Origin of the sequence: Flavobacterium sp. GCM10022190 (assembly GCF_042656445.1) — a bacterium.
Taxonomy (GTDB): Bacteria; Bacteroidota; Bacteroidia; order Flavobacteriales; family Flavobacteriaceae; genus Flavobacterium; species Flavobacterium nitratireducens.
On the sequence record NZ_JBHSOQ010000007.1, the window covers coordinates 1 to 17131 of the forward strand.

At 32.3% G+C, this 17131-nt stretch carries 19 protein-coding genes and 1 other RNA gene; 11 read left to right on the forward strand and 9 right to left on the reverse strand.

Annotated features, from left to right (window positions below; translation table 11 throughout):
• On the reverse strand, positions 1 to 1692 hold a 1692-nt coding region (locus ACFPTQ_RS15745), incomplete at its 3' end, for a PKD-like domain-containing protein (protein WP_379778851.1).
• 529 nt (positions 1693 to 2221) lie between these two features.
• Between ACFPTQ_RS15745 and ACFPTQ_RS15750 the strand changes: the two genes are divergently transcribed.
• The 4 genes from ACFPTQ_RS15750 to ACFPTQ_RS15765 are packed head-to-tail and all read left to right on the forward strand — an operon-like array spanning position 2222 to position 6289.
• Entirely contained in the window at positions 2222 to 2707 is a 486-nt protein-coding gene (locus ACFPTQ_RS15750; protein WP_379778854.1) for a SixA phosphatase family protein, read from the forward strand.
• A gap of 3 nt (positions 2708 to 2710) precedes the next feature.
• Entirely contained in the window at positions 2711 to 4783 is a 2073-nt protein-coding gene (gene ppk1, locus ACFPTQ_RS15755; RefSeq protein ID WP_379778857.1) for a polyphosphate kinase 1, read from the forward strand.
• A gap of 21 nt (positions 4784 to 4804) precedes the next feature.
• On the forward strand, positions 4805 to 5695 hold the full coding sequence (locus tag ACFPTQ_RS15760) for a Ppx/GppA phosphatase family protein (protein ID WP_379778860.1): 891 nt from the start codon (positions 4805 to 4807) through the stop codon (positions 5693 to 5695).
• A gap of 6 nt (positions 5696 to 5701) precedes the next feature.
• Positions 5702 to 6289 carry a TMEM175 family protein gene (locus ACFPTQ_RS15765; RefSeq protein WP_379778863.1) on the forward strand — a complete coding sequence of 196 codons (588 nt, stop codon included), beginning with the start codon at positions 5702 to 5704 and terminating at the stop codon, positions 6287 to 6289.
• Here the strand turns inward: ACFPTQ_RS15765 and ACFPTQ_RS15770 are convergent, their stop codons facing one another.
• Positions 6290 to 6634 carry a DNA polymerase III gene (locus ACFPTQ_RS15770; protein ID WP_379778866.1) on the reverse strand — a complete coding sequence of 115 codons (345 nt, stop codon included), beginning with the start codon at positions 6632 to 6634 and terminating at the stop codon, positions 6290 to 6292. It abuts the gene before it with no gap.
• 58 nt (positions 6635 to 6692) lie between these two features.
• Here ACFPTQ_RS15770 and ACFPTQ_RS15775 point away from each other — a divergent pair, with 58 nt between their 5' ends.
• Positions 6693 to 6893: a hypothetical protein gene (locus ACFPTQ_RS15775; RefSeq protein WP_379778869.1), complete on the forward strand. Its 201-nt coding sequence runs from the start codon at positions 6693 to 6695 to the stop codon at positions 6891 to 6893.
• Positions 6894 to 6921: 28 nt separating this feature from the next.
• Here the strand turns inward: ACFPTQ_RS15775 and dnaX are convergent, their stop codons facing one another.
• On the reverse strand, positions 6922 to 8007 hold the full coding sequence (dnaX, locus tag ACFPTQ_RS15780) for a DNA polymerase III subunit gamma/tau (RefSeq protein ID WP_379778872.1): 1086 nt from the start codon (positions 8005 to 8007) through the stop codon (positions 6922 to 6924).
• A 99-nt stretch (positions 8008 to 8106) separates the two neighbouring features.
• Positions 8107 to 8421, reverse strand: a complete 315-nt coding sequence (locus ACFPTQ_RS15785; RefSeq protein ID WP_379778875.1) for a hypothetical protein — start codon at positions 8419 to 8421, stop codon at positions 8107 to 8109.
• Positions 8422 to 8547: 126 nt separating this feature from the next.
• Between ACFPTQ_RS15785 and rnpB the strand changes: the two genes are divergently transcribed.
• Positions 8548 to 8861: RNase P RNA component class A (gene rnpB, locus ACFPTQ_RS15790), an RNA gene on the forward strand.
• Positions 8862 to 8954: 93 nt separating this feature from the next.
• On the opposite strand, the gene ACFPTQ_RS15795 is transcribed toward rnpB, so the two are convergent.
• Positions 8955 to 9545, reverse strand: a complete 591-nt coding sequence (locus ACFPTQ_RS15795; RefSeq protein ID WP_379778878.1) for an RsmD family RNA methyltransferase — start codon at positions 9543 to 9545, stop codon at positions 8955 to 8957.
• Complete coding sequence (locus tag ACFPTQ_RS15800; RefSeq protein ID WP_379778881.1) at positions 9542 to 10348, reverse strand: DUF3822 family protein; 807 nt, start codon at positions 10346 to 10348, stop codon at positions 9542 to 9544. The genes ACFPTQ_RS15795 and ACFPTQ_RS15800 overlap by 4 nt, the downstream gene beginning before the upstream one ends.
• Positions 10349 to 10588: 240 nt before the next feature.
• On the opposite strand from ACFPTQ_RS15800, the gene ACFPTQ_RS15805 reads away from it, so the two are divergent.
• Entirely contained in the window at positions 10589 to 12010 is a 1422-nt protein-coding gene (locus tag ACFPTQ_RS15805; protein WP_379778884.1) for an ATP-dependent DNA helicase, read from the forward strand.
• On the opposite strand, the gene ACFPTQ_RS15810 is transcribed toward ACFPTQ_RS15805, so the two are convergent.
• Complete coding sequence (locus ACFPTQ_RS15810) at positions 12007 to 12369, reverse strand: winged helix-turn-helix transcriptional regulator (RefSeq protein ID WP_278035742.1); 363 nt, start codon at positions 12367 to 12369, stop codon at positions 12007 to 12009. The two genes, ACFPTQ_RS15805 and ACFPTQ_RS15810, sit on opposite strands and share 4 nt — an antisense overlap.
• 121 nt (positions 12370 to 12490) lie before the next feature.
• Here ACFPTQ_RS15810 and ACFPTQ_RS15815 point away from each other — a divergent pair, with 121 nt between their 5' ends.
• The 4 genes from ACFPTQ_RS15815 (at position 12491) to kdsB (ending at position 15631) form a co-directional block, all read left to right on the forward strand.
• Positions 12491 to 13366 carry an SDR family oxidoreductase gene (locus ACFPTQ_RS15815; protein ID WP_379778887.1) on the forward strand — a complete coding sequence of 292 codons (876 nt, stop codon included), beginning with the start codon at positions 12491 to 12493 and terminating at the stop codon, positions 13364 to 13366.
• Between the two features lie 110 nt (positions 13367 to 13476).
• A complete protein-coding gene (gene ygiD / locus ACFPTQ_RS15820) occupies positions 13477 to 14307 on the forward strand; it encodes a 4,5-DOPA dioxygenase extradiol (protein ID WP_379778890.1) in 831 nt (276 codons plus the stop codon).
• 14 nt (positions 14308 to 14321) lie between these two features.
• On the forward strand, positions 14322 to 14825 hold the full coding sequence (locus ACFPTQ_RS15825; RefSeq protein WP_379778893.1) for a hypothetical protein: 504 nt from the start codon (positions 14322 to 14324) through the stop codon (positions 14823 to 14825).
• Positions 14826 to 14905: 80 nt separating this feature from the next.
• Positions 14906 to 15631, forward strand: a complete 726-nt coding sequence (gene kdsB, locus ACFPTQ_RS15830) for a 3-deoxy-manno-octulosonate cytidylyltransferase (protein WP_278035736.1) — start codon at positions 14906 to 14908, stop codon at positions 15629 to 15631.
• Here the strand turns inward: kdsB and ACFPTQ_RS15835 are convergent.
• Together ACFPTQ_RS15835 and ACFPTQ_RS15840 are read right to left on the reverse strand one after the other, a co-directional pair.
• A complete protein-coding gene (locus tag ACFPTQ_RS15835; RefSeq protein WP_379778896.1) occupies positions 15628 to 16338 on the reverse strand; it encodes a potassium channel family protein in 711 nt (236 codons plus the stop codon). The genes kdsB and ACFPTQ_RS15835 overlap by 4 nt on opposite strands.
• A gap of 69 nt (positions 16339 to 16407) precedes the next feature.
• Positions 16408 to 17073, reverse strand: coding sequence for a spermidine synthase (locus tag ACFPTQ_RS15840; protein ID WP_379778899.1), 666 nt, complete (start codon positions 17071 to 17073; stop codon positions 16408 to 16410).
• Between the last annotated feature and the right edge of the window lie 58 nt (positions 17074 to 17131).

Genomic DNA, 17131 nt, shown 5'->3' on the forward strand with positions numbered 1-17131 from the left:
ACCAGCCACAGTCACACTACCAGAGTTGTTTCCGTAGCAATCCACATTGGTTTGAGCAGCTATAGAAGCTGTAAGGGCAGCATTAGGTTGAGTAATAGTTACCGCTTGAGTAGTAGTACAACCGTTATCATCTTTGATAGTTACAGTATAAGAACCAGCAGCTAAAGAAGCGAAAGTACCGCTAGTACCGAAAGTAGTACCGTCGATAGCATAAGTATAAGGCGCAGTACCATTAGCCCCAGCCACAGTCACACTACCAGAGTTGTTTCCGTAGCAATCCACATTGGTTTGAGCAGCTATAGAAGCTGTAAGGGCAGCATTAGGTTGTCCAATAGTAACCGAATTAGATTGAGAAGAACAATTATCAGTAACAGTAAGGGTATACGTTCCAGCAGGAAGGTTATTTACTGTTGCCGTAGTTCCAACTTCCATATTAGCAGCGTTTTTCCAAGAGTAAGTTACTGTACCAACAGAACCTGTAATACTACCTGCGGTAACAGATCCCGTACTTGTTCCATAGCAAGAAGCATCTGTTTTGGTTGATGTAGCAAGACTTAATGTTGGATTTACGGTTACTGTGACTGTGAAAGGATTACCAGTACATGTACCTGATTTAGGGGTTACATTATAGATTACATTTAGTGGAAAAGCATTAGTGTTAGTTAAAGTTCCACTTATATTACTTTGATTTGTCCCGGCTGCATTTCCAGATATTCCTAAAGCATTTGTAGGTGCAGACCAAGAATAAGTTGTGTTAGCAGGTACAACATCTGGATTATTATTGGTTGGGGTAATGGTAAACGTGCCTCCACTACAAATCGTTGCGGTCTTATTTGCAATTACAGGTGTTGTACAGCAAGTACCTACAGTAATTCCACTTTGGGTAAAGTTATCGGTTTTTTGATTAGTACTACTATCTTTTATATTTAAAGTAACGTTCAAATTATTGCCATTTGAAGGAGTATAGGTATAGCTATTTGTCGATGAATATGGAGTTGTAATTGTATTAACACCATTATTAATTACCCATTGATATTGATAAGGGGGAGTTCCTCCTGTTGATGTGCTAGTAAAAGTAATATCTTTATAAGAAGTATTTCCAGGGCAAATTGATGAAGTTGTAAAATTTGCACTTAAAGGAGTTATAACTGTTATAACAGGATTAAGTTCATTGTTAGAACATTGTGGACCAATAGAACAATTTCCTTGACTACATACGTTTTGACCTGATGAATTTCCCCAACCAATTATGATTTTTTGAAGGCTTATAACCGTTCCGCAAGACCAAGATATTGCTTGGTTTGTTATATAAACGCTTCTGGTTCCGGAACTTGTACTGGCAGAGTTACAGTAACTTATAGATCCTGTTTTAGAATTATTTGTAAAAATGTCAGCTTCTACAAGGAACCCATATCTTGTTGTAGATTGCTGTTGGATATTAATTTTTAGATATCCTTGGACGTTTTCTCCAGAATCACAAGATTGACTTAGAGGAAGATAAAGGTCATTAGCACTTGTAGGATTTGGATTTGGTGTAGTTGAAACAAGTTCTACAGACAATATTCTTTCATCACCTGACTCACAATTGTTGCAGTCGTACTTACTTTGCGCATGTAATGTGAAAGAGGATAAAAGTATCAAAACAAATCTAAAAAAATGTTTTAATTCTCGGTTAGGTAAAGTTGTTTTCATACAATGAATTTTAAGATAATTGGAGCTAAATTCTATAGCTGAAAAAATAAAAATATTCTATTTTAAAGCTAAACTACTCACATTCGTTTTTTATAGTAAATTTTCTCTTTGAAAAACATAAATACTCGTTAAAAGGCGTTTTTATTTGTAAAACAAACCCTAAAATTTCGTTAAAATATTCTTTTAAAGTTTATTTCTTTGTAATACTAAACCTGTTTCGATCAAAATTTGTTAGTAATTATTTTGTTTGCAATTTTGATTTAAATATTTTTTTTTATAAAGATGATTTCAAAAGTATCACATAATTAAATAATACGCAAGAAAAAAATCGATAAAATGCATTTTTTTACTGTTTAAGTGCGTTAAATATTAACATTTGTAGTATTTTTATTTATTATTAATATTCAATGATAAATTTGAGAAAGTAAAAAAGAATTTTTATGATTAATAAATTTTATATTTTGAGCTATAAATTGTATCTTTCTTTTTGAGGAATTCACGAAGAATTAATTCATTTAATCATATCGATATGAAAAATTTAGTTTTAATTAGACATGCCAAATCGAATTGGGATACACCATTAAAAGATATAGACAGGCCATTAGACCAACGTGGATTGCAAGATGCTCATTTAGTATCTTCAAATATTCAAAAATATTTACCTAAAAAATTTGTAATTTGGAGTAGTCCAGCTAAACGTGCTTCGGATACCGCTATTATTTTTGCTCAAAATATCTTGTATCCAGTAGAAAATATTATCTACAATCAAGAATTATATACTTTCGATGGAAAGCAATTGGAAATGATTGTTAAATCTTGTTCGAATACATTTGATAGTGTAATTCTTTTTGGTCATAATGCTGCAATTACAAATTTTGTTAATAAATTTGGAAATGTATTTATTGAAAATGTTCCTACAAGTGGTTTTGTTTCGCTACAATTTGAAACAGATAGTTGGGATACTATTAATAAAGGGCAGACAAATAAAATAATAATACCAAAAGACTTAAAATAAATAATGTTTGATCAAAAATATATTGATAGAGAAAAAAGTTGGTTAGCATTTAACGCCAGAGTACTTCAAGAAGCAGGGGATGATTCGGTTCCTTTATTAGACAGATTAAGATTTATAGGGATTTTTTCAAATAATTTGGATGAATTTTTTAGAGTTCGTTTTGCAGCTATCCGTAGATTAAGTTTGTCTGGTAAAACGGGTGAAAAAATATTAGGAGGTATATCTGCACAACAATTAATTAAGGATATTACCGAAATTGTTATAGAACATCAGGCCGAAAGTCTTGCGATTCTAAAAGATATTGAATCTAAATTAGAAACGGAAAATATTTTTATTATCAACGAAAATGAAATTTCGGATGAACAAGAGATATTTTTAAAAGATTTCTTTATACAAACCTTGAGCCCAGAATTGGTTACAATTATCTTGAATGATTTGGCCGAATTTCCATTATTGAAGGATAATATTGGTTATTTGGCTGTAAAATTAGTGATGAAAAAAGATGCCGAAGTTCACTATGCGATTATTGAAATTCCTAAAACAATGAATCGTTTTGTGGTGTTACCTTCTACAGATAACAAGAAATATGTGATATTGATAGATGATGTAATAAGGCATAATCTAAAAAGTATATTTAATATTTTTGATTATGAAAGTGTTAGTGCACACATGATTAAAATAAGTAGGGATGCACAGTTAGAAATTGATAGTGACCTGAGTAAAAGCATGCTAGAGAAAATTTCTACTAGTGTCAAAGATAGGCGAATAGGTGAGCCTGTACGTTTTATATATGATCAGGAAATTGAAGAAGATACCTTACAGTTTTTCCTTGATAAAATGAAAATCGTTTCTACCGATAGTATTATTCCCGGTGGAAGATATCATAATAGGAGAGATTATATGGAATTTCCTAATCTAGGTAGATTTGATTTACTGTATAAGAAAAACATTCCATTGCCAATTCCTGGTCTAAGTTTAGAAGGTAGTATTTTGGAAAAAATAAGCAAGAAAGATTATTTGTTGCATGCCCCTTATCAATCATTTTCTTATTTGACAAAATTTTTAAGAGAAGCTGCATTAGACCCAAAAGTTACCACAATTAAAATTACTTTATATCGATTAGCTAAAAATTCACAAATTATTAGTTCCTTGATAAATGCTGCCAAAAATGGTAAGAAAGTAACCGTTCAAATCGAATTACAAGCCCGTTTTGATGAGGCTTCTAATATTTCCTATGCCGAACAAATGCAACAAGAAGGAATTGAACTTATTTTTGGTATCAAAGGTTTGAAAGTTCATAGTAAAATTTGTGTCATTGAAAGAATTGAAAACGGAAAAAATAAACGCTATGGCTTTATTTCAACAGGAAATTTCAATGAATCTACGGCTAAAATTTACACAGATGTCACTCTTTTTACTAGTCACCAACAAATATTAAAAGATATTTCTAAGATTTTTGAATTCTTTAATATTAACTATAGAGTACATCGTTATAAACACTTAATAGTTTCTCCACATTATACACGTTCCAAGTTTTATAAGTTCATTGATCGTGAAATTTTAAATGCTAGAGCTGGTAGAATTGCATTTATGAAATTGAAAATGAATAGTTTATCGGATTTTGATATGATTGATAAATTATACGAGGCAAGTAAGGCAGGTGTAAAAATTCAATTGGAAGTAAGAGGAATTTGCTCTTTGATTCCAGGTATTAAGGGGTTGAGTGAGAATATTGAAGCTATAAGTATTGTCGATAATTATTTAGAGCATTCACGAATTTATATTTTTGGAAATGGAGGGCAAACAGAAGTTTATATTTCTTCTGCTGATTTTATGACACGAAATTTAGATGGCAGGGTAGAAGTAACTTGTCCTATCTATGATCAAGAAATCAAAAATGAACTCATCGAGAATTTTGATATTGCTTGGAAAGGAAATGTAAAAGCGCGTTTTCATTCTTACAAATTGGATAATAAGTACCGTAAAAATGACGGAAAAAATATTTTTAGAGCTCAAATTGAAACCTATAAATATTATCAAAGAAAAGTTGACATGTTAAAAGAAATTATCTTTTAAGATAATTAATTATAGAAAAAAATGATTAAAATTAAGAAATATGCAGCCATCGATATTGGTTCTAATGCCATGAGATTACTGGTTGTTAATATTGTTGAACAAGAAGGTAAAGAAACACAATTTAACAAAAGTGCTTTGGTTCGTGTGCCTATTCGTTTAGGACAAGATGCTTTTACAGTAGGTGAAATTTCGGCTGAAAATACAGATAGAATGGTCGATGCAATGAAAGCTTTCAAACTTTTGATGAAAGTTCACAAAGTGGAAGCTTACAAGGCTTTTGCAACTTCGGCTATGCGTGAAGCGTATAATGGAAAAGAAGTTGTGGCCCTAATTAAGAAAAAAGCCGACATCAAAATTGAAATTATTGATGGAAAAAAAGAAGCAGCAATTATTGCTTCAACTGACTTACATCATTTATTGAAGACAGATCGAACTTATTTATTTGTGGACGTAGGAGGTGGAAGTACGGAATTTACCTTGTTTTCTAATGGTAAAATTGTGACTTCAAGATCATTTAAAGTGGGAACTGTTCGATTACTTAACGAAATGGTTTGTGATGTGGTTTGGAATGAAATTGAGAAATGGATTAAAACAAATGTTGCTGATTATGATGAAATATCTTTGATAGGTTCGGGTGGAAATATCAACAAACTTTTCAAAATGTCTGGTAAAATGCAGGACAAACCTTTGTCTTATTTGTATATCAATTCACAATATGCCTTTTTGAATTCTCTTTCTTATGATCAGAGAATTTCTGAATTAGCGTTAAATCCAGACCGTGCCGATGTAATTATACCTGCAGTACGTATTTATTTGAATGCAATGAAATGGAGTGGGGCTAGAAATATTTATGTACCAAAAATTGGACTTTCAGACGGAATCGTGAAGGCTATGTATTTCGGTAAAATTTAAAAGAGTATGAATAAAAATCGTTTAGAAGCTTTTAGTGATGGTGTACTTGCTATTATAATCACTATAATGGTTTTGGAATTGAAAGTCCCAAAAGGGCATCAGTTTAGTGATTTATATACACTTTTTCCTGTTTTTTTAAGTTACATTTTGAGTTTTATTTATGTAGGTATTTATTGGAATAATCACCATCATTTATTGCATAGTACCACTAAAGTGAATGGAAAGGTCTTATGGGCTAATCTTCATTTGCTCTTTTGGCTTTCATTAGTACCCGCTTCAACCGCTTGGATGGGTGAAAGTGATTTTGCTAAAGCAACAGTTACTGTTTATGGTATTGTTCTTTTAATGTGTAGTGTTGCTTTTGTTATTTTGCAAACAACCATTATATGTCTTGATGGTGAAAAGTCATTTTTGGCAGAGGCAGTCGGTAAAGATACAAAGGGAAAGTCTTCTCAACTTTTATATGTGAGTGCTTTACTAATTTCTTTTTTCAATGAATGGATTCCATTAGCCATCTATTTAATAGTTGCTTTGCTTTGGTTAGTTCCAGATACTCGAATCGAAAAGAAAATTTTAAACTCGGATAAAAAATAATTAAGCGTTTAGGTCTAGTCCGAAAGTAGTTCTTAATAAATCAATATTTGGATTTATTTCATGTAAACGATTGTATTTATCCTGATCATTTAATGCTCTTTTGATAGTGACATTTTCATTGACAATTATATCGATTTTGATATTGTGGTTGTGAAGGTGTCCTCTTAAATGCCCTAAAAGACCGTTCATCTCTTTCTCAAAATCCAATTTAGAACCTTCGTTGGGTAACTCGATACATATGGTTGTTCCGTTTAGAACAGGATCATTAATCAGTAATAATGATTCCATTATTTTTGAGCCTTTGTCTCCTAAACGTTTTGCATAGTTAGTCCATTGCAGCAACATTTCGGTTTCGGTAAAAGGTTCAGTTGGTAAATCAACTGTTTCTCTAACGATTACTTTTTTGGTTTGCTCTAATTCTTTTTTCGCACGAATACTTGATAAAGATAAGGCAGAGAATTTAGGTCCAGATGTTTCTATCTCAACTTTTTTAGGAGCTTCAGTAACTACAGCAGGATTGTTTGCTGGAACTGATTCAGTAGGAGTAGAAGTAGTTTTGCTAACAGTATTTTCAACAGCTTTCTTTTGTTCAACTATTGAATAATCGTTTTTTCTAAAATAAGTAGGGGGAATTATAAAGGACTCAACTTTTTTTTTTCTCCATCAAAAGTGATAGAGGCTAATTGCATCAGGCAAAGTTCAACCAATAATCGTTGGTTTTGACTTAATTTGTATTTTAAATCACATTCATTTGCAATTGCAATTCCTTGTAAAAGGAATTCCTGGGTACATTTTTGCGCCTGAACTCCATACATTTTTTGCGCTTGTTCGCCTACTTCTAATAAACTTAAAGTTGCAGGAGTTTTGCTTACTAATAAATCACGGAAATGCGAAGCTAATCCGGCTACAAAATGGTGTGCATCAAACCCTTTTGCTAAAATTTCGTTGAACGTTACAAGTAATTCCGGGATTTTATTCTCTAGGATTAAATCGGTAACACTAATGTAGGTTTCATAATCCAATACGTTCAGGTTTTCAGTAACTGCCTGACGTGTTAAGTTAGTACCGCAATAAGATACAACACGGTCAAAAATAGACAAGGCATCACGCATGGCACCATCTGCTTTTTGAGCGATAATATGTAAAGCATCATCTTCAAAAACAACACCTTGGTTTGTTGCTACTTCGGCTAAATGTTCTTTAGCATCTTTAACGGTGATTCTTTTGAAATCAAAAATTTGACAACGCGATAAAATCGTTGGAATGATTTTATGTTTTTCGGTAGTTGCCAGAATAAAAATAGCATGTTTAGGTGGTTCTTCTAATGTTTTCAAAAAAGCATTAAAAGCCGCCGATGACAACATGTGCACCTCATCTATAATATATACTTTGTATTTTCCAGTTTGTGGCGGGATACGAACTTGGTCAATTAGATTACGAATATCATCTACAGAGTTATTCGACGCAGCATCTAATTCGAAAACATTGAAAGCAAAGTCTTCGTTAGGATCATCATAACCAGGTTGATTGATTTTACGAGCCAGAATTCGGGCGCAAGTCGTTTTTCCAACACCACGCGGTCCGGTAAATAAAAGGGCAGAAGCCAAATGGTTGTTTTCTATGGCATTCAATAAAGTATTGGTAATCGCTTTTTGTCCTACAACATCATTAAATGTTTGCGGACGGTACTTGCGGGCAGATACTATAAATTGTTCCATAGATTTTTTATTCGAAAGCAAATATAGGTTTTAATTTAAATATTGAAAAATTTAAATATTGAAAGATTTTATAAAAAAGGAGTGTTGATTTTCTTAGATTTAAGATTGATTTCTTTTTCTTCCTCTGGCTTTAATGCTAATTTCTAATAGTGCCTGAGCGGTTTCATTATTTGAATTGGCAGCAAATCCGGCAACATAAACACCTTTTTTTCCTGATTTGGATTGAATACCAAAAACAATTGCTTCGTCATCCGGATTGGATTCTCCTTCGTAACGATAAATGTGTTTGATTTCAAAATTACTTGGGTTTTTTAAAATCACATCTTCATGTTGGTTAAAGTCGTAATTAAAACCATTTTCGTTCAATTCATCTAAGGCTTTTGAAACCGAGTCGTAGTGGTAAATTGGATCCATGGCGTAAAATATTTAGTGGTTAATAGCTCTTTAAATATAACTATTTTATTTTTAATCTATTGCAAAATGCTTGTTAAAGTAGTTGGCTTTGTTTTTGTTGTCACAGTTTAAAAATTGTACTTTTGCACCACAGACCGCCTTATCGCTGTCCGCCTCGGCGGAGAGAGGAAAGTCCGGACACCATAGAGAAGCATAGCGGGTAACACCCGTCATCCGCCTCGGCGAGATAGGACAAGTGCAACAGAAAGTATGTACAGGTAATGCTGTAGTGAAACCAGGTAAACTCTATGCGGTGAAATACCAAGTATATCAGCATTTAAGGGTTTCTCGTCCGTTGTTGAAGGGTAGGTAGCTTGATCTTGTTGGTAACAACAAGGCTAGATAAATGATAAGGCTCCGTTTATCGGAGACAGAATCCGGCTTATAGGTCTGTTTTTTTTAAAATAAAAAACCATTAAGAATTTAAGTTTCATTAAGTTCAAAACACTTATTTTTCTTAATCTCTTAATGGTTTAAAATTTAAATTTTACTGATTATTCTTCTTCATTCTCTTCGTCAAAATCATCATCTTCCTCTTCTTCGTCTAATTCGAATTCGAAAAAACTAAATACCGAACCACCATAACTTTTTTGAAAAGAAAAATTAGGTAAGTGTTCTAACTTGGTGTACTTAGAATGTTCTACTACCATCATTCCTTCTTCGTTAAGAATGTTGTTTTCAAAAACTAATAAAACGACTTTTTCAAAAGTTGGCTGGTCTAAACCATAAGGAGGATCAGCAAAAACAATGTCAAACGAAGCGTTGCATTTTTCCAGAAATTTAAAAACATCACTTTTGGTTGCCGCAATTGGAAAATCAAATTCAGCAGCCGTTTGTTTGATGAATTTTACACAACCAAAATCACCATCCACAGAAGTAATAGGTGAACTTCCGCGAGAAGCAAATTCGTAACTGATATTTCCGGTTCCGGCAAATAAATCCAAAACTTTTAAACTGTCAAAATTGAAATGATTGTTTAAAACATTGAATAAGGCTTCTTTGGACATATCGGTAGTAGGACGGACTGGTAAACCTTTGGGTGGGTTGATGCGTCTTCCTTTGTATTTTCCTGAAATGATTCTCATGAATTGAAAAGTATAAAATGATTTCTATTTTCGGCCTCAGAAAAATAATTGTTCCATCTTAAAACTTCCACATCAATAAGGGAAACATTTCGGATGTATTTGTAAGCCATTTTGAAAAACGGACTATCGGTTGTTATGTTTCCAATCAATTCCAATGGGAAATTTTCCGGATTCATATTCAATTGTTCGGCTGTGAACAAAATGTAATAAATAAAATCTTCTGGAGTTTGATATTCGAAAGAATTAAACAATAATAACTTTTGATTTTGAATTACTACAATTTCAAAATGAGTGGAATTGAAATGTACCATCATTTTTTTAGTGTCAATATTTTTAGAAGCATCTAATAATTTTGTAACCAAAATACTGTTGGCGTGTTTGTATTCAAAAGAACCAAATTTGTCAATAAAAAAGTTATTCATATTCACATACGGAATATAAACTGCATTGATATCGTAATTGCTGATTTCATCGTAAGCAAAAAAATCAGTTTCAAAAACCTTAGTATTGTATTGCAAATAACTTCCCAAGTAATTCTCGTCGAACAAAGCGGCAGGAACGAAAGTAGAAAGATTGTTACTGTGGATTACCAGTACATCATCATATTGCTCAGTTAATTCCGGATGTTCTTCGAAAGCATTAGCAAATAAATCTTCAATTTTTAAATTCTTATTAAAAGGATCAAAATGGATTTCCTTAAAAGTAGAAACCGTATTGTTGAGTGTGTCAAAACAGCAAAAAGAAAGTCCGGTCAGAGAAACCTGAATCGATAGTTTTTTATATTTCTTTTCGGTAATGTCCATGTAATGAAGATTTTTTCTGAATCGCAAACTTACAAATTTAAAATAGCAATGACAATGGCAAAATCAATATCAATAACAATGTTAATTTTTAAAATTTACTCCTATTATATATATGTATAAAAAACTTATATTGACTTTATTTAATTTTACAATTCTAAAAAAGTCTTATATGACTCTTGTTTCGCCGACAAGCGGATATATGTTTCAAAAAAAACTATCTTTGAAGCTAAATTAGACTCCATGATTTCCGCGCAATTTTATAGTATCTTACGAAAAAAGTTTCCTTTTGAACCTACTTATAAACAGGATATCTTTTTCCAAAAGATTGCTATTTTTTTGACCGACATTCATAATGACAGTATTTTTGTTTTAAAAGGGTATGCTGGAACGGGAAAGACAACTTTGATTTCTACGATAGTTAACAATCTTACTGAGATTAATAAAAAATATGTATTGCTGGCACCGACTGGTCGTGCCGCTAAAGTAATTGCCAATTATTCGGAGAAACCAGCTTTTACCATCCACAAAAAAATATACTTTCCTAAAAAGTCGTCGGGTGGTGGAGTAACTTTTACGTTGCAACCTAACAAACATAAAAATACCGTTTTCATAGTAGATGAAGCTTCGATGATTTCGGATCAGGATTCCGATTCTAAAATGTATGCCAATGGTTCGTTGCTGGATGACTTGATTACTTATGTGTATTCCGGAACAAATTGTAAAATGATTCTTCTTGGAGATACAGCTCAGTTGCCTCCGGTAAATTTAGATATGAGTCCGGCGCTGGATATTGATACTTTAGGTCTACATTATAATATGGAAGTAGATCATATCGAATTGGACGAAGTAATGCGTCAGGAAGAATCCTCAGGGATTTTATTTAATGCTACCGAATTGCGTGAACTCCTGAAAGATTCTTTTATTACTGATTTTCAATTTAATGTTCGAAAGTTTAAAGATATTGTTCGTTTGGTAGATGGATATGATATTCAGGATGCGATTAATTCGGCTTACAGTAATTATAGTATTGAAGATACTGCTTTTATTGTTCGTTCCAATAAAAGAGCCAATCAATATAATGAGCAGATTCGTTCCCGAATTTTGGATAAAGAAAGTGAATTATCCACGGGAGATTTTTTGATGGTGGTGAAGAACAATTATTTCTGGCTTAAAGATTCGGATGAAGCCGGTTTTATTGCTAATGGTGATATTATCGAAATTTTAGAGATTTTTAAAATTATCGAATTATACACTTTTAAATTTGCTAAAGTAAAAATCCGAATGGTTGACTATCCCAATCAAAAACCTTTTGAAACGGTTTTATTATTGGATACCATAAAAAGCGAATCGCCATCTCTGACTTATGAAGAGTCCAACAGATTGTATCAGGAAGTTTTGAAAGACTATGAAGGCGAAACCAAATTCAAACAATTCCAAAAGGTAAAAGCCAATGAATATTTCAATGGCTTACAGGTAAAATTTTCTTATGCGATTACTTGTCATAAATCACAAGGAGGGCAGTGGAATACGGTTTTTGTGGAACAACCGTATTTACCCAATGGAATTGACCGTGATTATATTCGTTGGTTATACACCGCTATGACTCGTGCAAAAAACAAATTATACTTAATAGGTTTTAAAGACGAAAGTTTTGTGGATTAATTTTGGGAAAGTGTAGCCAATCTATGTTGTAATCCCCATTCCAGCATTTTGTCTAAAACATCACCCAATGATTTTGCCGATTCGGTTAATTCATATTCAACGGTAATAGGAGTGGTATCATATACCGTACGTTTTACTATTCCGTTCATTTCTAAATCTTTCAATTCTTTGGATAACATTCGGGGAGTAATCTTCGGGATGTTTCTTTGAATATCAGTAAAACGTCTTTTTTCAAATAGCAACGAACCTATAATCGGCAATTTCCATTTACCACTAATCACATTCAATGTGTCATTTACAGCCAAAACAAATTGGATTGGGCAGGCTTTTGCTTCTTTAAAACTAATTACATCTTCCATAATCATTTGATTTTATTGTTACTATACTAAAGTATATCGATATACTTTAGTATAGTAGTATATTTTATATAGCAAATGTACGTAACTTTGACAAAACATTAATCATAAAAAGTTTAAAATAATGAATACAAGTATTTTAGTTACAGGAGCAACAGGTAATTTTGGTAAAGCAACCATCGATTTTTTATTAAAAAAAGGTATAGAGACCAAAAATATTTCAGCCCTAGTAAGAGATGAAGCTAAAGCTGCGGATTTGGCTGAAAAAGGAATCCAAATCAAAGTGGGAGATTATGATAATTTCGAATCTTTAGTTAGTGCATTTCAAGCAATTGAAAAACTAGTTTTGGTTTCTGGAACTGATTTGGCAAATCGAAGCGCACAACAATTAAATGCAGTTAAAGCAGCCAAAGAAGCGGGGGTAAAACACATTGTTTATACCAGTTTTGAGCGTAAAAATGAAACCGAAACTTCGCCAATTGCTTTTTTAGCTCAATCTCATATTGACACCGATAATGCCATTAAAGCAAGTGGTTTAACTTATACCATTTTGAGAAATAATTTATACTTAGAAGTTTTACCAATGTTCTTAGGTGAAAAAGTTTTGGAATCGGGTGTTTTCTTTCCAGCTGGTGAAGGTCAGGCGGCTTATGTTTCCAGAAATGATTTGGCAGAAGCGACAGCTACAATTTTAACTACGGACGGACATGAAAACAAAGAGTACGCAACGAGCAATATTGAAAATTATTCGATGAATGATATTGCTGTAATTTTGAGTTCAATAACGAATAAAGAAGTAGCTTATTTAAATCCGAATGTTGAAGATTACCAAGCAGCATTAACTAATGCCGGAGTTCCTGCAGAATATATTGGAATGTTTGTTGGTTTTGCGGAAGCAATCAAACAAGGAGAGTTTCAATCTGAAAATAGTGATTTAGAAAAATTGTTGGGTAGAAAGCCTCAAACTTTAACCGAATTTCTAAAACAAGTCTACCTATAATATATAGGAGCAATTCATATTTTAAAAACGGGCTAAACAGTCCGTTTTTTTATAAAATGATTTCATTGACAAAAAAGATGATTATATTTAATTCATAATAATAAGGAGTGATGAATAATTTAAACGACCTACATAAAATTTCGAGTACTTTTCCTAATACAGATAAAATGCCTGTGCTGTTTTTAGGACATGGAAGTCCGATGAATGCCATTGAAGAAAACCAATTTGTGGCTGGATTTAGAAATTTGGCTAAGACTTTGCCTCAACCCAATGCAATTTTGTGTATTTCGGCGCATTGGTTTACAAAAGGAACAAAAGTTACCGCTATGGAAATGCCGAGAACTATTCATGATTTTGGCGGATTCCCAAGAGAATTGTTTGCGGTGCAATATCCTGCGCAGGGTAGTCCTGAACTAGCCAAAAGCACAAAGGAATTATTATTACCAACCGAAGTGGAACTTGATCATGAATGGGGATTAGACCATGGTGCCTGGAGTGTTATTAAACATTTGTATCCGGAAGCTAATGTTCCTGTAATTCAATTGAGTATTGATTATTCCAAACCGACACAATACCATTTTGAGTTGGCTCAAAAATTAAGCAGTTTGCGTCACAAAGGAATTCTAATTGTGGGTAGTGGAAATATTGTGCATAATTTACGATTGGTGGATTTTTACAATATGGACAAAGATAATTATGGTTACGATTGGGCAGTTGAAGCCAGAGCAACAGTCAATGATTATTTACTAGATGGCAATTTTCAGGCTTTGATTGATTATGAAAAACAGGGTAGAGCTTTTCAGTTAGCCATTCCTACACCGGATCATTATTTGCCTTTGATTTATACTTTGGGATTAAAAGAAAAACAAGAAGAACTCAGTTTGTTTAACGATAAATTATTAGCCGGTTCTTTAAGTATGACTTCGGTGAAGATTGTTTAAAATAGTTGATTTAAATGAGAAAACATTTATTGTTATTATTAAGTTTATTGATGATTGTTTCATGTAATGAAAGCAAGAAAAGAATAGATAAAAAATCAGAAAAGAATATTCAAAATCCGATCATTTCTAAAATTCATAAATCTAACATATTATTAATGAGCAAGAATACAGATACTTTAGTTATTAGAAGTAAATGTGCATTGGTTTATGAACCAACAGAAAAAAATATTGAAAAAAGAAAAAAAGAAGTTGGAGAAGAAGATTTTTATGTTGGGGCTGATGATTTTCTATATTATATTAATGAATCAACCGAGTTTTTAAAATCAAAAAATGTTACAATAGTTACAACCGAAAATGATAAAATATTGAAGTTTATTTTAAATGATGGAAGTATAGTGGTAAAAAATCTTGATTTAGAAAAAGAAATGTTTGGGATTTTTTTATTTGACTCTAAGAAAGAACCTCAGAAGATTGATATTACCGCGACAGAGGAAGAATATGAAACATACATGAAATAAAAGTTGATTTACGAAAACAGCAATTTCAATTAAAAATCTATCTTTGCGCCATAGTGCCTTTGTGGCAAAAAGTCATATCTATGAAAATAATAGCAGTCATTCCCGCTCGTTACGCATCAACCAGATTTCACGCCAAATTAATGCAGGATTTGGGAGGAAAAACAGTTATTTTAAGAACTTATGAAGCAGCAGTAAATACCCAGCTTTTTGATGATGTTTTTGTAGTAACGGATTCCAATTTAATTTTTGATGAAATTGTTACTCACGGAGGAAAAGCCATTATGAGTATCAAAGAGCACGAATCAGGAAGTGATCGTATTGCCGAGGCTGTTGAAAATCTCGATGTAGATATTGTAATCAATGTTCAGGGAGATGAACCTTTCATTAATGCAGAACCTTTGAAAGAAGTTATCGAAGTTTTTAAAAACGACATCGATAAAAAAGTAGATTTGGCTTCGTTGATGTATGAAATCAAAGACGAAGAAGAAATCAATAATCCTAATAATGTGAAAGTGGTGGTGAACCAAAATAATTTTGCCTTGTACTTTTCGCGTTCGGTAATTCCGTATCCAAGAGAAAAAAATGTGGGTGTTCGTTATATGAAACACATCGGAGTCTATGCTTTTAGAAAACAAGCCTTATTGGATTTTTACCATTTGCCCATGAAATCTTTAGAAGCTTCTGAAAAACTGGAACAATTGCGTTATTTGGAATTTGGCAAACAAATTAAAATGGTCGAAACCACTCATGCTGGAATTGGTATCGACACCAAAGAAGATTTAGAAAAAGCAAGAAAGTTTGTTTAGTCCTTTTTTCTTTTTTCAAAATACCCTTTAGAGTCTATTTTAGTAGAGTAAAAATTCAAAAATAAAACCACAAACATCAATACGAGTAAGGATTGTGTCATTACTAATGCTTTTCCAAATGTTTGTACTGGATATAAATCTCCAAAACCAATAGTTGACGATGTTACCATACTAAAATAAACGGCATCAAACCAATGATTAATGGGGTGGTTTAAGTAATTCCCTGTTGAATACAAAACAGCAAACCCAAATACAATTTCAAGATAATTGAAAAACAATAAAAGCATAGAACGTTTATAAGAACGAGGGCGCGCAAATAAATCGGAAGCAAAAATTAAGGTCGGAATGTATAAAACAGTTTCGAGCATCACATAAATCATCATTCCTAAAACTACAGGAAATTGTTGCCAATGATTACTTATAATAAGCAGTGGCATGGCAACTTTTGTCAAAATATAAAAATCCATTGCCAAGTCTTCATATTCGGTTCCTTTTTTGGAAGCCAAATATTTGATGTAAATTCCAGGAAAAATTAATTGCGAAGAAGAAAGCAACAAACGAACAATTTTCTCAATTCCATTATCGTCCTGATGGTCGTTATTCCAAATGGCTTTGATGTTTTGTATTCGCTTTTGAATCGGATTCAGTTTTGAATCTCTTAAATTGGTTACATTGCCTAAAAGTAATTTTCGAAGAATCTTTTTCATTCTTTTAAATTTGTTTCAAAGTCTAAAGTACAAATAATAAAGCTTAGCTATTTAAAATTGTAGATTATGTTATAGTAATTTTTCAATGACAATGAGTTCATTGTGTTTTTCAACTCTAGGAATCGATTTTATATGAAAATGATCTTTATTGAATTCGTTGATTAATTTTTTATTGCGAATGTTGTCGGCTTCGTTCAAAAGCATGGTATTAAAGAGGATATTTCCTTTTGCTTGCAGCAAAAAACAAATCCTATCAATGAAAAAAGTTTCAAAGAGAAAATTTGGCATTTTGGTATCTTGAAAAATATCAACAACAATCAGATCGTATTTGTCAGTTGTTTTCAAAACAAATTCAAAAGCATCATCAATGATAATTTCAAGGTTTGAAATTTTGTCCAATTCAAAATAGTGGTTGGCTATTTTAATGATTTCTGAGTCGATTTCTACACCTGTAATTTTTCCTGAAAATTGAATGTCGTCTATCAAGGTTTTGATTACACTGCCACCAGCAACTCCTAAAATTAGGATGTTTTTCATTTTTTGAATTTTGCCAAAACCTATTTCATTTAACCCTAGTTTTAAAATTCGTTGTAAACTACCGTAGGAATAATTGGTGTTTAAAGAATCCATTACTAAGTCACCATTGGTCCAAGTAATTTCTAAGGATTTACTAACTGCTGATTTTTGGCTGTGAATTGTGATAGGGTAGAAATAACTTAGTAATCGTTTCAACATAGAATGTGCTTTTTCTCAAAAATAGGGTTTTATTATTAGTTTTCAGTTTTTAGCTAAT

Coding starts and splice junctions, on each gene's coding strand:
- ACFPTQ_RS15800 (WP_379778881.1), bottom strand. CDS start 10,348: ATGGACATTACCGAAAAGAAATATAAAAAACTATCGATTCAGGTTTCT.
- ACFPTQ_RS15835 (WP_379778896.1), bottom strand. CDS start 16,338: ATGAAAAAGATTCTTCGAAAATTACTTTTAGGCAATGTAACCAATTTA.
- ACFPTQ_RS15825 (WP_379778893.1), top strand. CDS start 14,322: ATGAGAAAACATTTATTGTTATTATTAAGTTTATTGATGATTGTTTCA.
- ygiD (WP_379778890.1), top strand. CDS start 13,477: ATGAATAATTTAAACGACCTACATAAAATTTCGAGTACTTTTCCTAAT.
- ACFPTQ_RS15805 (WP_379778884.1), top strand. CDS start 10,589: ATGATTTCCGCGCAATTTTATAGTATCTTACGAAAAAAGTTTCCTTTT.
- ACFPTQ_RS15815 (WP_379778887.1), top strand. CDS start 12,491: ATGAATACAAGTATTTTAGTTACAGGAGCAACAGGTAATTTTGGTAAA.
- ACFPTQ_RS15795 (WP_379778878.1), bottom strand. CDS start 9,545: ATGAGAATCATTTCAGGAAAATACAAAGGAAGACGCATCAACCCACCC.
- ACFPTQ_RS15770 (WP_379778866.1), bottom strand. CDS start 6,634: ATGTTGCTGCAATGGACTAACTATGCAAAACGTTTAGGAGACAAAGGC.
- ACFPTQ_RS15840 (WP_379778899.1), bottom strand. CDS start 17,073: ATGTTGAAACGATTACTAAGTTATTTCTACCCTATCACAATTCACAGC.
- kdsB (WP_278035736.1), top strand. CDS start 14,906: ATGAAAATAATAGCAGTCATTCCCGCTCGTTACGCATCAACCAGATTT.
- ACFPTQ_RS15810 (WP_278035742.1), bottom strand. CDS start 12,369: ATGGAAGATGTAATTAGTTTTAAAGAAGCAAAAGCCTGCCCAATCCAA.
- ACFPTQ_RS15760 (WP_379778860.1), top strand. CDS start 4,805: ATGATTAAAATTAAGAAATATGCAGCCATCGATATTGGTTCTAATGCC.
- ACFPTQ_RS15750 (WP_379778854.1), top strand. CDS start 2,222: ATGAAAAATTTAGTTTTAATTAGACATGCCAAATCGAATTGGGATACA.
- ppk1 (WP_379778857.1), top strand. CDS start 2,711: ATGTTTGATCAAAAATATATTGATAGAGAAAAAAGTTGGTTAGCATTT.
- dnaX (WP_379778872.1), bottom strand. CDS start 8,007: ATGGAACAATTTATAGTATCTGCCCGCAAGTACCGTCCGCAAACATTT.
- ACFPTQ_RS15765 (WP_379778863.1), top strand. CDS start 5,702: ATGAATAAAAATCGTTTAGAAGCTTTTAGTGATGGTGTACTTGCTATT.
- ACFPTQ_RS15785 (WP_379778875.1), bottom strand. CDS start 8,421: ATGGATCCAATTTACCACTACGACTCGGTTTCAAAAGCCTTAGATGAA.